This is a genomic window from Campylobacter majalis (genome assembly GCF_905120465.1).
GTDB lineage: Bacteria > Campylobacterota > Campylobacteria > Campylobacterales > Campylobacteraceae > Campylobacter_A > Campylobacter_A majalis.
On sequence record NZ_CAJHOF010000002.1, the window covers coordinates 81413 to 96479 of the forward strand.

A 15067-nucleotide genomic window follows, 5' to 3' on the forward strand; every position below is an offset into this window, starting at 1 on the left:
ACAAAATTATAGCCAAAATTCAGTGCTTTTTAGCCAAGTTTTAATAAAAATTATATAAAATTAAATAAAATTTTTAAAAGGTGTTAGTTTTGAAAGACTATATAGATAAGATAACTCATTGCATGAGTGTAGCAGAGCTTGAAAAGGTTAGGGTTGAAATTTTTGGCAAAAAGGGAATCTTGGCTAGTGGATTTGCTAAACTTAAAGAGCTTGATGGTGATGAGAAAAAGGAATTTGCAGCTAATTTAAACAAGATGCGAGACGAGCTAAATGAGTGCATTGAGAGTAAAAAATCAAAGCTTTTAAAGGCTGAAATTTTGACCAAAATGCAAAAAGATGCTGTTGATGTTACACTTTTTAACGAACCAGTTGCGAGTGGTGCATTGCATCCAGTTATGGACGTTATGGACAGGATTATTGAGTATTTTGTATCGCAAAATTTCTCACTAGAGACCGGACCGCTAATAGAAGATGATTTTCATAACTTTGAGGCTTTAAATTTACCAAAATATCATCCTGCACGTGATATGCAAGATACATTTTATTTAAATGATAATAGACTTTTGCGAACCCATACAAGTCCGGTTCAAATACGCAAAATGCTAAGCACGCAACCGCCCATTCGCATGATAGCTCCAGGCACTGTTTTCCGCCGTGATTTTGACCTAACTCATACTCCGATGTTTCATCAAGTAGAGGGCTTGGTAGTTGAGCCAAGTGATAATGTTAGTTTTGCAAATCTTAAAAGTATGCTTGAGGGCTTTTTAAAACATATGTTTGGTGATGTAAAAGTTCGTTTTCGTCCTAGCTTTTTCCCTTTTACGGAGCCTAGTGCCGAGGTTGATATAAGTTGCATATTTTGCCATGGAGAGGGCTGCAGGGTATGTAAGCACACAACTTGGCTTGAAGTGCTAGGCTGTGGGGTGGTAGATCCTAATGTCTTTAGTGCAGTTGGCTATAAAAATGTAAGCGGATATGCATTTGGTTTAGGAGTAGAGCGATTTGCGATGCTGCTTCATAGAGTGCCTGATTTGCGTTCGTTATTTGAGGGAGATTTAAGATTATTGGAGCAGTTTAGATGATAATTTCAAAAAATTGGTTAAATGAGTGGATTGATTTAAGTAGCGTTAGTGCGGATGAGATTTTAAAAACACTTAATTCAATAGGGTTAGAAGTAGATGGATGCACCAAGGTAAAAATTCCAGAGAAAATAGTAATTGGATATGTAAAAAGCAAGGAAAAACACCCAGATGCCGATAAGTTAAATATTTGTATGGTTGATGTCGGCAGTGATAGTTTGCAAATAGTATGTGGTGCTAAGAATGTTGAAGCAGGGCAGTTTGTTGCTGTTGCTTTAAATGGTGCAGTTATGCCAGATGGTATGCAGATAAAACGTGCAAAATTACGTGGCATTGAGAGCAATGGTATGATATGCTCATCAACCGAACTAGGTCTAGCAAAGACAAATGACGGAATCATGGTGCTTGATGAGAGTATAGGTAGGCTTGAGCTTGGCAAAGAGTTAAATGAGTATGATATATTTAATGATGTTATTATAGAAGTTGATATTACGGCAAACAGAGGTGATGCAAATAGCATACATGGAATAGCAAGAGAGCTAAGCGTGGCACTTGATTTGCCGATTAAAGAGCGTTTGGCGTATGTTGATGGTGAAAATTTACCTGGAATTGGCAGAATTTTATCGCTTCACACACATGAGAAAGTAAAAAGCTTGCATATGTTTAGAGCGTTTGAGCTTATGCAAAATCCAAGTGAAAATTTAGTAACAAAACTAAGACTTGCTTTGATAGAATGTAGTGAGACGCATCCTATGCGTAGGCTATGCGAATACGCTACGCATTCAACTGGCGTAATATTTAGAATGTATGATTTTGCTAAAATTTCAACAGATGAAAAGATAAGTATAGATATTAGCGTTGGAACACATCAAGAAAGCATACTAAAAGTAGATGATAAAATTTTGGGCGTAGCTGGTGTGTATCAGAATAAAGATACAATGATAGATGAAAGCTCAAAATTGATTTTGTTAGAGGCAAGCTATGCCGATCCTAGTGTAGTAAGTGAGTATGTTGGCGAAAATAAAGACATCGTAAAGACAAATGAGCTTTATCGCTCGACTCGTTCAAGTGAGCCAAATTTGGCCTTAGGTATAGATCCAATTTTTGAAAGATTATCTTCTCAAAATATAGCAAAATTTTATGCAGGGCACCAGCTAAGTGCAACAAAAACTGAAGTAAAAACTATAAGCTTTACTATTACAGATATAAATAAAATGATAGGTCAAGATGTGCCTAAAATAGAGATTGTAAGAATTCTAAAAAAGCTTGGTTTTGACGTGGCATTTACACAAGAAAGCGAGAATATAAATGTTAAAGTGCCTAATTATAGATATGATATTATAAATATACATGATGTTTGTGAAGAAATAGTTAGGATAGTTGGAATTGATAATATCGCAAGTGCTCCAATGAAATTTAGTGAATCAAATAGGATAAACGACACTCTAAAAAGATATAAATTTGCTTTAAACCTTAGAAAAAAGGCAGCGGCTGTTGGGTTTTATGAGAGTGTGCATTATGTCTTTGATAGTAGTGATGAGCTAAGAAAACTTGGTTTTAAAGAGTGTAAAACTTCAATAATAAATCCTATAAATAACGAGCTAAACGAACTACGCCCAACGCTAGTAAATCACTTGCTAAAATCGTGTGAAAAAAATAGTAAAAATCAAAAAAAATCAATTAAATTGTTCGAATACGGCGAGGTTTTTGATGAAAATGCAAATCAAAGCATGAGATTTGGCTTTGTAGTAAGTGGATTAAAATTTGAACCAAGTTTAAATAACGGCACAAAGGTAGCTCAAGTTGATTTTATGGGTTTTGCTAGCATGATTCAAGGCATAGTTGGAGAGTTTAGTTTAGTGCCAAGTAGCGAGATGGGATACTTAAGCCCATTTGAACAGGCAAAAATTATAAAAAATGGCGATGAGATAGGCTATATAGGCAGAGTTAGTATAGATGTTGCGAGTGAGCGAGATTTATCAAAAACATATGTAAGCGAGATATATTTTGATAGGCTAGCAAACACAAACATTCAGGCACAAGCTTACTCTAAATTTCCAAGTATTAGTCGTGATTTAAGCCTAATCATTCCAAAAGATATGAAATTTAAAACAATAAAAGATAGCATAAATTCCCTTGGTTTAAATGTGCAGTTTGCTCCAAGTGATATTTATAGCTCAGATGAACTTGGCGATAATGTGAGCTTAAGTATAAAATTTACATTTCAAGATATGCAAAAAACGCTTGAAGATGAAGAAGTGGCTTGCTTAATGGATAAAATTTTAGCCAAGTTAAAAGATGATTTAAACATAGGTATAAGATGAAAATAAAAGCCATAAATGAGCCAATAAAGGCTGAAATTTCAAATATCGCATCTGATAAATCTATATCGCACAGAAGTGCTATATTTTCGTTGCTAAGCGATAAACCAAGTAGGGTAAGAAATTATCTAAGAGCAGAAGATACACTAAATACTTTAAAAATAGTGCAAAATTTAGGTGCCGATGTAATCGATAATGGCGATGAGATACTTATTGTGCCTCCAAATAAAATTACTGAGCCAAAAGTTGTATTAGAATGCGGAAACTCTGGCACAGCAATGAGAATTTTTATGGGATTGCTTGCGGCTCAAGATGGGTTTTTTGTCCTTAGTGGCGATGAATATTTAAATAAGCGACCAATGGCAAGAGTAGCTAAACCGTTGATTAAAGTGGGTGCTAAAATTGATGGCACAAGCAAAGGTGACAAAGCACCACTTTGTATACGAGGTGCGAAATTAAAATATTTTAGCTATCAAAGTCCAATCGCCTCAGCACAGATTAAAACAGCACTTTTACTAGCTGCACTTTATTCAAATGGATGTGAGTATAGCGAAAACGAACTAAGTAGAGACCATACCGAACGCATGTTGGGCGGCATGGGTGCAGATATAAAAATAGATAATTTAAATATTAAGCTAAATCCTATGACTAAGCCATTAAATCCGCTTAATATAGACGTGCCAAACGATCCAAGTTCGGCATTTTTTTATGCTGTTGCTGCTACGATTATCCCAGGTTCGCATATAGTTCTTAAAAATATCTTGTTAAACAAAACTCGCATTGAAGCTTATAATGTTTTGGCAAAAATGGGAGCGATTGTAAAATTTCATAAAAATAGTGAAAAATACGAAGATATAGGCGATATAGAGATAGCCTACTCGCCTTTAAAAGCAGTAGAAGTAAGTGAAAATATATCTTGGTTGATTGACGAAGCACCAGCTCTTGCCATAGCATTTGCTAGTGCAAATGGAACCAGTAAATTAATAAACGCAAAAGAGCTTAGAGTAAAAGAGTGCGATAGGATAGCTGTAACGGTTGCTGGGCTTAAAAAGTGCGGAATTGAAGCTAAAGAGCTTGAAGATGGTTTTGTGATTACTGGAGGTAATCCGACATCAGCTATCATTGATAGTCATGGAGATCATCGAATAGCCATGAGTTTTGCCGTGCTTGGATTAAGGTGCGGAATGATAGTTGAAAAAAGTGAATTTATAGCAACATCATTTCCAAATTTTACGCAAATTTTAAGAAAAATAGGAGTGAGTGTTGAAGATTGAGCTTGCAAGTAGTTATGGTTTTTGTTTTGGTGTTAAACGAGCTATAAAAATTGCTGAAAACGCAAAAGATGCCGCTACTATCGGACCTTTGATACACAATAATGAAGAAATAAATAGACTAAGACAAAATTTTAACGTAAAAACACTTGAAGGCATAGATGAGCTTACAGATGAAAAAAAGGCTATAATTCGCACTCACGGCATAACAAAAAGTGATTTGGAGCAGTTAAATAAAAGTGGCATAAATGTCATTGATGCAACTTGCCCATTTGTCACAAAACCACAACAAATTTGTGAAAAAATGAGCAATGAAGGCTATGATATAGTTATATTTGGAGATGAAAATCATCCAGAGATAAAGGGCGTAAAATCATATGCTAAAGGCAATGTTTATGTTGTATTAGAAGAAGATGAGCTTAAAAATGTCAAGCTAAATCAACGCGTTGCTGTTATAAGTCAAACAACAAAAAAAATTGAAAAATTTATGCAAATTGTTAGTTTTTTGATGCTTAAAGTAAAAGAAGTTAGGGTATTTAATACAATTTGTAATGCAACATTTGAAAATCAAGAAGCAGTTGATGCTTTATCAAAAAGGGCTGATGTCATGATAATAATAGGTGGCAAAAATAGCTCAAACACAAAGCAACTTTATTCAATTGCAAAGCAAAATTGCACTGATAGCTACTTAATAGAAAACGAAACTGAGCTAAACAAAATTTGGTTTAATAACAAGGATTTATGCGGAATTAGTGCTGGTGCTTCTACCCCTGATTGGATTATACAAAAAGTTATTGATAAGATAGAAAATTTCAACTAATTTTGATTGAAATTTTACTCTTTTATCTAATAGGTAATATCGAAAATTTTATTATTAGTAAAATTTAAAATTTCAAGCACAATAAAGCGATTTTTAGATAAAATCAGAAACTTTGCACTAAAGTGCGAGACATAAAATACAAAGGATCAAGATGGCTGTGAACAGAAAAGTTCAATTTGAGGTGGAAGGTATTGACGAGAGTAATGATTTCGCCGCGATGTTAGAGGAGTCTTTTAAAAGGACTGAAGAGGATAGCGAAGGCACTATCGTAGAGATAAGAGGTGACGAGGCTTTAGTGGATGTGGGTAAAAAATCCGAAGGCAGATTACCACTTAGTGAGATAACTGACGAAAATGGAAATTTAATCTATAACGTTGGTGACACTATAAAGGTTGTAATTACTGGACGCGGAGCTGTATCACACAAAAAAGCACTTCGCAAGGAAAAAGTAAAAGCATTTATTCAAAACTACAATCCTGAAACACATCAAGACGCTTTTGATGTAAAAATTATAAGCAAAAATAAAGGTGGATTTGTAGCAACTGATAATAATGGTGTTGAGTTTTTCTTGCCTAAGACTCAAAGCGGATTTAAAAACGCAAATGATGTTGTCGGAAAAAGCTATAAAGTGAAAATTATCAAAGTTGATAATGAAGAGCAAAGCATCGTGGTTTCACGCAAAAAGCTACTTGATGAAGATAGAAGAAAACGCAAAGAGGCTCTTTGCGCAATAGTGGAAAATGCCGATGTGATAGAAGGCACAATTAAAAAAATAACAACTTATGGCATGTTTGTAGATGTTGGTGGAGTTGATGGCTTAGTTCATTATAGTGAGATCAGCTACAAAGGTCCTGTAAACCCAAGCTCTTTATACAAAGAGGGTGATAAAGTAGCCGTAAAAGTAATGAGCTATGACAATGAAAAACGACACTTATCGCTATCTATAAAAGCTGCTATGCCAGATCCGTGGGATGAAATAAAAGATGGATTGGAGGTTGGCGATACGATAAAAGTAACAATTAGCAATATCGAACCTTATGGTGCATTTGTTGATTTGGGTAACGACATAGAGGGATTTTTACATATATCTGAAATTTCATGGGATAAAAATATAAAAAATCCAAAAGATCATATTTGCGAGGGCGAAGAAATAGATGTAGAAGTAATTGAAATAGACGCAAACGATAGACGATTAAGAGTAAGCTTAAAAAATTTACTTCCAAAGCCTTTTGATGAATTTAAAAAAGATTTTAAAGAGGGCATGGTTACAAAAGGTCTGATTACTAGCGTTACAAATTTTGGTGCATTTGTTAAAATTGGCTCTGTTGAGGGATTGTTGCATAACGAAGATGCTTCATGGGATAGAAACGTAAGATGTAAAGATCTTTACAAAGTAAATGATGAAGTGGAAGTAAAAATCACAAAGATTGATGACAAAGAGCAGAAAATTTCTCTGAGTGCAAAAGAACTAAAGCAAAGTCCAGTTCAGGAATTTGCATCAAAATACAAAGTTGGCGATATAGTCAAGGGAACAATACGTGATATTAAGGATTTTGGCGTATTTGTTGAGCTTGGAGATAATGTTGATGCACTTATTCGCAAAGAAGATTTAGGCAGTGCAGATATTGATGCATTAAAAGTAGGCGATGAGATTGAGGCGGCTATTGCATTTATTGACGATAGAAAAAACAGAATTAGACTAAGCGTTAAATTTCTAGCTCGCCAAAAAGAGCGTGAAGTGCTAAATGAGATAAATAGCGACGACAAAATGACATTGGGCGATCTTATCAAGGATCAGCTTAAATAATAAATGAAAAAATACACCCTTTTAGCTGTAGTTGTTTTATTGCTTCTTGTGCTGGGGGTTATTTGCGTGGCTTTGTTTAAGTTTGCAAATCAAACTAATCCAGAGCCACTTTTAACTGAAAATTTTACTGAAAATTTAAATAAAACCAATGTAAATAAAAATAAAAGTTGGATGAGTGAGTTGGCAAATGTTACTAAAAAAGACTACTCATTAGCTGCGAATGAGATATATATCGAGTATGCTAGACCTATAAAAGAGCAAAGCAAAACTGCGTATCAACTAAACATAAACAAAAATGATATTTACTCTATGTTTTGTGTTACTCAGACTTTAAGAAATGCAAATGTTGATTTTATGGTTGTTAAAGACGGTGTGCAAAGCCTTATATTTTTAAATACAACTGATTCAGAAATTTTGAGTAAAATTATAACGGAACTTAGAAATTTTAATATACAATCAAACGTAACAGAGGTAAGATTATGAAAACCATTATTGTTTGTGACGCTTTGCATCCAATCGCAATACAATTACTTAAAAAAGAAGACGATTTAAATATAATTGATGCTGTAAATACTCCAAAAAGCGAACTATATAGTATGTTGGCTGAGGCGGATGTTGCAATTACAAGAAGTCCAACAGATGTTGATGAAAAATTTTTAAGTTCTGCAAAAAAACTTAAAGCTGTTGTTCGTGCTGGTGTTGGAGTGGATAATGTCGATATTGATGGATGCTCAAGACGTGGCATAATCGCTATGAACGTTCCTACTGCAAACACAATTGCTGCTGTTGAGCTAACTATGGCACATATGTTGGCTGCTGCTAGATCGTTTCCTTATGCTCATAATGATTTAAAAGAACATAGAATTTGGAAGCGTGAAAAATGGTATGGGGTCGAGCTTTTTGACAAAAAGTTGGGCGTTATAGGATTTGGCAATATTGGCTCACGTGTGGCGGCTCGTGCAAAAGCATTTGGTATGCAAATAATAGCTTACGATCCATATATTGATCCGGCTAAAGTTGTTGATATGGGTGGGGTTTATACTAAAAATTTTGATGATATTTTGCAATGTGATTTTATAACTATCCATACGCCTAAAAACCAAGAAACTACAGATATAATAGGCAAAGATGAAATATATAAAATGAAAGATGGAGTAAGGCTGATAAACGTTGCTCGTGGCGGCTTGTATAATGAAGAAGCTTTATATGAGGGCTTAAAAAGTGGCAAGATAGCCTTTGCTGGAATTGATGTGTTTAGTAAAGAGCCAGCTACTAATCACCCTTTGCTTGATTTACCAAATGTCAGTGTGACAGCTCATCTTGGTGCAAATACTGTTGAAAGCCAGCAAAATATAGCTATTCAAGCTGTGGAAGCGGCTATAAGTGCAGCACGTGGGATAAGCTATCCAAATGCTTTAAATTTACCAATTAAAACAGAAGATTTACCGCCATTTGTATCACCATATATCGAACTTACAAGCAAAATGGCTTTTTTAGCCGCTCAGATTAATAAAAAAGCCATAAAATCAATCCATGTTGAAGCACATGGTGAGATAAGCCAATACGTAAAATCAATGCTTACTTTTGCACTTGTTGGTGCCTTAAAGGAGCATTTGGGCGAGAAGATAAACTATGTTAATGCTAAATTTATATGTGATGAAAAAGGCATAATCTATGATACTAGTGTATCTGGAAGCAGTGTATTTAAAAATAAAATTTCAGTCAAAATAGTAACAGAAACAGATGTTGCCATAGTTCGTGGAACTGTTTTTAATGAAAACGAACAACGTATAGTCGAGATAAATGGCTTTAAGACGGATTTTAAACCAAAAGGTAAGATGATAATCTTTAAAAATAACGATATACCAGGCGTAATCGCACAAATTAGTTCGCTTTTGGCAGCTGAAAATATCAACATCGCAGATTTTCGCTTGGGTCGTGATAATTACGGCAAGGCACTTGCGGTTATACTTGTTGATGAAAAAATTAGCAAAGAGCTATTGGCTAAACTAAACGCTTTGGAAGTGTGTGTTTGGGTATCATACGTCTCTATATAATACATGAGATGCAATTAATATCAAGGCTTTAGATGAGAATTTTTATCATTGTTTTTTTGATTTTTATATTTATTTTGCTTTTTGGGCTTTTGATATTTGCCGTTAGACAATACTTAAGCAGTGGTTTTGTGTCTAATAAAAAAACAACTTCAAAAGCTGAATTAAGTGCAGATAAAGAGATTGGTATAAATGAGCTTTTGCAGCTTGTTAGCGACAATAATATAAGCAGAAACGATCTATTTAGGTTATCGCAAATTTTTACAAAATTCTCCTTTCCGCCTAAAACCGGCAACGAACTTAGTAATGAGGCAAAGCTTTATTTGGATTTTGTTTTGCTTGTTGCTAGTCATAAAAATACTGATGCCAAACTTATAAGTTTTGTAAACAAAGAAAGTAAAGTAAAAAATCCAGCCTACGCCGTAGACATAGATCAATATGAACAAACAGGCATAGAACAGCGTAAAAATAGAAAATAAAATTGTTTTAAGAAAGAGACCATATGCTTTTTAACTCATATGAATTTATATTTTTGTTTTTGCCAATTGTATTTTTTGGCTATTTTTATCTAAACAAAAACGCCTTATCATATCCTAGCTAAAGGCTTTTTGGTTGCTTCATCTTTGTTTTTTTATGCCTTTTGGAATGTGCTTTATCTTGTGCTTATTTTAGGCTTCTATGATTTTTAATTTTTTGCTTAGCAAAAAGCTGATTAGTAGCCAAAATAGTCCAAATAAACGAAAAATTTTAATCTTTGGTATAAGTGCAAATTTGGCTCTGCTTGGCTATTTTAAATATGCCGATTTTTTCATAGATAACCTAAATTTTGCCCTAAACTCCGACATTTCAAGGCTAAATTTACTTTTGCCACTTGCTATTAGCTTTTTTACATTTCAACAAATCGCTTATTTAGTCTATATGTCTAGCGGGGGGGGCGCACCGCTATAGCTTATTAGATTACGCACTTTTCGTTACATTTTTCCCACAGCTTATCACGGGACCAATCGTTCATCACAAACAGATGATGTCGCAATTTGCAAACATTCGCAACAAACTCATAAACTATAAAAATATCGCACTTGGACTTTTTATATTTTCTGTTGGACTATTTAAAAAAGTTGTCATAGCTGATAGTTTTGCTGTTTGGGCAACAAACGGCTTTGATAAGGCAGAAATTTTGACATTTTTTGAAGCTTGGGCTACTAGCCTTAGCTATACATTTGGGCTTTATTTTGATTTTAGTGGATATTGTGATATGGCAATCGGTGTAGCACTGCTATTTAATATCTGTCTGTCGATAAATTTTAACTCTCCTTATAAATCGCTTGACATTCAAGAGTTTTGGCGTAGATGGCATATAACACTTGGTAAGTTTTTAAAAGACTATATCTATATCCCACTTGGTGGCAATCGCCAAGGAAAAGCACGAACATATATAAATTTAATGACTACTTTTATAATCGGTGGCATCTGGCACGGAGCTGGCTGGACATTTGTATTTTGGGGATTTTTGCATGGCTTGGCGCTTGTAGTGCATAGATTTTGGACTTCATTTGGGATAAAGATGAATAAAATTCTTGCTTGGTTTATTACATTTAACTTTGTAAATTTTGCTTGGATATTTTTCCGTGCAAAGGAATTTGATGATGCAATAAAGGTAATAAAGGGTATGGCAGGGCTTAGCGGAGTAGTCGTGCCAACATTTTTTGTAAGATTTGCTTTTTGGGTCAGCTGGGTATTGAAAGTGGAGCTTGGCTTACAGCTATTGCAAATAATGATAGTAAGAATTTAATCATATATCTTATACTCTCTTTTGTTTTTATTTTATATTTTAAAAATAGCATTGAAAAAATAGTATGTTTAAAATTTGGTGTTGCAACTTCTATATTTTGTGGATTTTGCCTTGCTTTGTTTGCTTTGTCGTTAAATAAAATCTCTGAGTTTTTATATTTTAATTTTTGAGGTCTAAAAATGTCTGTTAAAAAATGGCTAGTCTTGTGCTTTTTTATATCGTTTTGTTTTATTTTTATTATTTTTATTATTTTTATGTTTAATTTTAAGGTCGATAGCTTAGGAATTATTTCAAGCGATAAAAATTTTTTAGCGAGGGCTGCATTTGAGTTAGAAAATGGAAAAATAGTCGCCAGAATGCAAGACTATGATGATAGAATTTTAACAAAACACAGGCTAAACCACGCCACAGTAAAGGCAAAAACCATTGCCATAGGCTCATCTAGAACGATGCTTGTAACTAAAAATATGTTTTCTAAGAAATTTATTCCTTTTAAAAATTATACAGTTTCTGGTGATTATGTGGCAATTACCCAAATTTATCTAGATAAATTTAACAAATTCCCTGAAAATATCATAATCGGAGTTGATCCTTGGATTTTTAACTTTTATAATGGACAGATTAGATTTGTCTTTATTTATGATGAGTATCAAAAGATGTTGGAAAAATTAGCCATAAAAAGTAAAGATAATAAAAATAAAATATTTAAAAATTTTTTATATCTCTTTTCGCTTGAATATGCAATTAAAAACTATAATAATATGGATTTAAATTTTTATATTTCAAACACTATACAGATTGACGATTTTGTAATAGATACCGATGGAGCTAGGTATAACAAAATAAGATCTTTAAATCCCGAAAAGGTTAAACATGAGGCAGTCGCATACACCAAAGGCGATGTTTATGGCTTGGTAAATTTTAAAAATATCGAAAGGGAGTTATTTGAAAAATTTATAATATTCTTGCAAGAAAATGGCATAAATGTCTATATTTATCTTTTGCAATATCACCCTTATGTTTATGATTTTTTATCTCAAAATGCAAAATATAAGATTATAAATGATATTGAAAAATATCTGATTGAATTTGCCAAAGATAAAAACATTAAGCTTTTTGGATCGCATAATCCGCATATTTTAAATCTTGACGACTCTTATTTTATAGATGGAATGCACCCTTTGCAAGAGGCTTATTTTAAAATTTTTACAGATTTATTTAAGTAAATTTATCATAATAAAAACAAAATTTAGCTAATATCTCACAAAAATTTAAAGGCAAAATTTTGCAAAGATACCCAACAAAACAGATTAAAATCAGAGATGTAAAGATCGGTGGAGACGCTCCGATATCCGTGCAGTCAATGACATTTTCAAAGACAAAGGATGTAAAAGGCACATTAGAGCAGATAAATCGGCTCTATTTTGCTGGTTGTGACATCGTGCGTTGTGCGGTTTTTGATAAAGAAGACACGATCGCACTTCGCGAAGTGGTTGCTCAAAGTCCGCTACCAGTCGTGGCTGATATTCACTTTAATCACAACTATGCTGTGATCGTGAGTGAATTTGTCGATGCGATCCGTATAAATCCTGGCAATATCGGCTCAGCAAAGCACATCAAAGCGGTCGTTGATGCGTGTAAGCAGCGAAATTTACCGATACGAATCGGCGTAAATTCTGGCTCACTTGAAAAGCAGTTTGAAGATAAGTATGGTCGCAGTGTTGAAGCTATGGTGCAAAGTGCGCTGTATAATATAAAACTGCTTGAAGATTTTGATTTTACAGACATTAAAATTTCGCTTAAATCAAGCGATGTCGAGCGGACTATGGCGGCATATAGGGCACTTCGTCCGCTGGTTCATTATCCATTTCATCTTGGTGTAACTGAGGCTGGAACGACATTTCACGCGACCATAAAGTCAGCCATAGCACTTGGTGGACTTTTGATGGAAGGTATTGGCGATACGATGCGGGTTAGTATAACTGGAGAGCTTGAAGAGGAGATTAAAGTAGCAAAAGCGATCCTAAAAGATAGCGGTCGTCAGCGTGAGGGGCTAAATATCATCTCGTGTCCGACCTGTGGGAGGCTGCAAGCGGATTTGATGGCGGCTGTAAAGCTAGTTGAAGAAAAAACAAAGCACATCAAAGAGCCATTAAATGTGAGCGTAATGGGCTGTGTGGTAAATGCGATTGGAGAGGCAAAAGGTGCTGATGTAGCGATAGCCTTTGGGCGTGGTGATGGGCTTATAATGCGTCACGGCGAGGTTGTAGCAAAGCTAAAAGAAGCCGAGCTAGTCGATCGCTTTTTGGCTGAGATTGATGATGAGATAAAATCAAGAGCGTGAGTTTAAATCGCTCTGAAATTTTAAGAAATTTGGCTTGGTTTTAGAGCTAAATTTAGCTGTATTAGGCAAAATATAAAACAAGTAAAGGCGGCAAAGTAAGGCAAATTTAAGCCGCCAAAACAAAAGGAAAAATATGGCAAAAGCAAAATTTGAAAACATAGATATGCACAACCTTTATGACCTTGATATGGAGCGTGCAATACTTAGTTCTATTTTTTTAAATGCCGATATCTTAGGTGACTTGATTGATATTTTAAAACCGCAAGACTTCTTTTTAAAGGCACATTCTGATATATATAAAGCGATGAATGAGTGCTTAAATGAAAATAAACCAGTTGCAACAGGATTTATAAAAAACAAGCTTGGTATGGCTTATGATGAGTCAGTAATGGTGGAAATTTTTGATATAAACGCAATAGTTGATGTTATAAGTTATGCAAAAGAATTAAAAGAAAAGTCAATTAAGAGAGGTTTGGTTAAATTAGCTCAAAAAGTTCCAGAAAAAGTGAGTGAAGATAGAGCTACGCGTGATATTGTCGATGAAATTTCATCAGATATATATTCACTAACTGATGCAACTCGTCAAGGGGTGATGAAAAAGTCTCCAGAGATAATAAATGATGTTATTGAGTATCTAAAAGAGCGTGCAAAAAATAAAGATAGTGTTGGGTTAAATACTGGCTTTCATATGCTAAATCAAAAAACAAATGGTTTTAAAAATGGAGATTTGATAATCGTAGCTGCTCGTCCAGCGATGGGTAAAACTACGCTTTGTTTAAATTTTATGCAACATGTGCTTGAAGCAGACAAGGGTGTCGTGTTTTTCTCTTTAGAGATGCCAGCGGAGCAGATTATGATGAGAATGCTCTCAGCTAAGACTTCAATCCCACTTCAATCAATCATTAATTCGCAAATGAGCGATGATGAGATAGCTAGAATGACTGATGCGTGTGAGTATATGAGTAATAAAAAACTATTTGTGTTTGATAGTGGTGAAGCAAATATTCATCAAATACGAACACAAATGCGCAAACTAAAGGCGTCAAATCCTGAAATTTCGCTTTGTGTTATTGATTATATTGGGCTTATGACAAGCACTAGCAATTTTAGTGAAAGACATTTGCAAATTGCTGATATTTCGCGTGGATTAAAGCTTTTAGCACGTGAGTTAAATATGCCTATTATTGCACTATCTCAGCTTAATCGTGGATTGGAAAGTAGGGCAGATAAGCGCCCTATGATGAGTGACTTGCGTGAATCTGGTGCGATAGAGCAAGATGCTGATGTAGTGTTGTTTGTGTATCGTGAAAATGTCTATTTAGAGCGTGAAGAAAAAGAAAAAGCAGAACAAGCCAAAAAAGATGGCAAAGAGTATGTTTCAAAATTTAATCCAAATAAACTAGAAGAAAATGCAGAAATTATTATCGGCAAAAATAGAAACGGTGAGACAGGGCATGTTGATGTGAAATTTCATAGTAGATTTACTAGATTTGTTGATCCTAGTTTTGAGCCTGATGAGATTGTTGAGTTTAATGGCTAGTGCCACTATTTAAAAATTTAAGGCAATTTTTATATTTTT

At 34.3% G+C, this 15067-nt stretch carries 11 protein-coding genes and 1 pseudogene; all 12 read left to right on the forward strand.

Annotated features, from left to right (window positions below; all coding sequences use genetic code 11):
* Positions 1-89: 89 nt before the first annotated feature.
* Entirely contained in the window at positions 90-1082 is a 993-nt protein-coding gene (pheS, locus tag LQU93_RS01490; protein WP_229932117.1) for a phenylalanine--tRNA ligase subunit alpha, read from the forward strand.
* Positions 1079-3403 carry a phenylalanine--tRNA ligase subunit beta gene (pheT, locus tag LQU93_RS01495; protein ID WP_229932118.1) on the forward strand — a complete coding sequence of 775 codons (2325 nt, stop codon included), beginning with the start codon at positions 1079-1081 and terminating at the stop codon, positions 3401-3403. Before pheS ends, pheT begins: the two co-directional genes overlap by 4 nt.
* Positions 3400-4674 carry a 3-phosphoshikimate 1-carboxyvinyltransferase gene (aroA, locus tag LQU93_RS01500; RefSeq protein ID WP_229932119.1) on the forward strand — a complete coding sequence of 425 codons (1275 nt, stop codon included), beginning with the start codon at positions 3400-3402 and terminating at the stop codon, positions 4672-4674. The genes pheT and aroA overlap by 4 nt, the downstream gene beginning before the upstream one ends.
* Positions 4664-5491 carry a 4-hydroxy-3-methylbut-2-enyl diphosphate reductase gene (locus LQU93_RS01505; RefSeq protein ID WP_229932120.1) on the forward strand — a complete coding sequence of 276 codons (828 nt, stop codon included), beginning with the start codon at positions 4664-4666 and terminating at the stop codon, positions 5489-5491. Before aroA ends, LQU93_RS01505 begins: the two co-directional genes overlap by 11 nt.
* A gap of 151 nt (positions 5492-5642) precedes the next feature.
* Entirely contained in the window at positions 5643-7298 is a 1656-nt protein-coding gene (locus LQU93_RS01510) for a 30S ribosomal protein S1 (RefSeq protein WP_229932121.1), read from the forward strand.
* A 3-nt stretch (positions 7299-7301) separates the two neighbouring features.
* A complete protein-coding gene (locus tag LQU93_RS01515; protein WP_229932122.1) occupies positions 7302-7781 on the forward strand; it encodes a hypothetical protein in 480 nt (159 codons plus the stop codon).
* Positions 7775-9355: a phosphoglycerate dehydrogenase gene (gene serA, locus LQU93_RS01520; RefSeq protein WP_229932184.1), complete on the forward strand. Its 1581-nt coding sequence runs from the start codon at positions 7775-7777 to the stop codon at positions 9353-9355. Before LQU93_RS01515 ends, serA begins: the two co-directional genes overlap by 7 nt.
* A 32-nt stretch (positions 9356-9387) precedes the next feature.
* The gene (locus LQU93_RS01525) at positions 9388-9831 is read left to right on the forward strand and encodes a fatty-acid--CoA ligase (protein WP_229932123.1); all 444 of its coding nucleotides are present in this window, start codon (positions 9388-9390) and stop codon (positions 9829-9831) included.
* A gap of 23 nt (positions 9832-9854) precedes the next feature.
* Positions 9855-11314 (forward strand): annotated as a pseudogene (locus LQU93_RS10070) (MBOAT family O-acyltransferase).
* A gap of 84 nt (positions 11315-11398) precedes the next feature.
* Positions 11399-12370, forward strand: coding sequence for a DUF1574 domain-containing protein (locus tag LQU93_RS01535; RefSeq protein ID WP_229932124.1), 972 nt, complete (start codon positions 11399-11401; stop codon positions 12368-12370).
* A 59-nt stretch (positions 12371-12429) separates the two neighbouring features.
* A complete protein-coding gene (gene ispG / locus LQU93_RS01540; RefSeq protein ID WP_229932125.1) occupies positions 12430-13488 on the forward strand; it encodes a flavodoxin-dependent (E)-4-hydroxy-3-methylbut-2-enyl-diphosphate synthase in 1059 nt (352 codons plus the stop codon).
* Positions 13489-13621: 133 nt separating this feature from the next.
* Positions 13622-15028, forward strand: a complete 1407-nt coding sequence (locus tag LQU93_RS01545) for a replicative DNA helicase (protein ID WP_229932126.1) — start codon at positions 13622-13624, stop codon at positions 15026-15028.
* Positions 15029-15067: the final 39 nt, after the last annotated feature.

Coding starts and splice junctions, on each gene's coding strand:
- aroA (WP_229932119.1), top strand. CDS start 3,400: ATGAAAATAAAAGCCATAAATGAGCCAATAAAGGCTGAAATTTCAAAT.
- LQU93_RS01510 (WP_229932121.1), top strand. CDS start 5,643: ATGGCTGTGAACAGAAAAGTTCAATTTGAGGTGGAAGGTATTGACGAG.
- LQU93_RS01545 (WP_229932126.1), top strand. CDS start 13,622: ATGGCAAAAGCAAAATTTGAAAACATAGATATGCACAACCTTTATGAC.
- pheT (WP_229932118.1), top strand. CDS start 1,079: ATGATAATTTCAAAAAATTGGTTAAATGAGTGGATTGATTTAAGTAGC.
- LQU93_RS01535 (WP_229932124.1), top strand. CDS start 11,399: ATGTTTAATTTTAAGGTCGATAGCTTAGGAATTATTTCAAGCGATAAA.
- LQU93_RS01525 (WP_229932123.1), top strand. CDS start 9,388: ATGAGAATTTTTATCATTGTTTTTTTGATTTTTATATTTATTTTGCTT.
- LQU93_RS01515 (WP_229932122.1), top strand. CDS start 7,302: ATGAAAAAATACACCCTTTTAGCTGTAGTTGTTTTATTGCTTCTTGTG.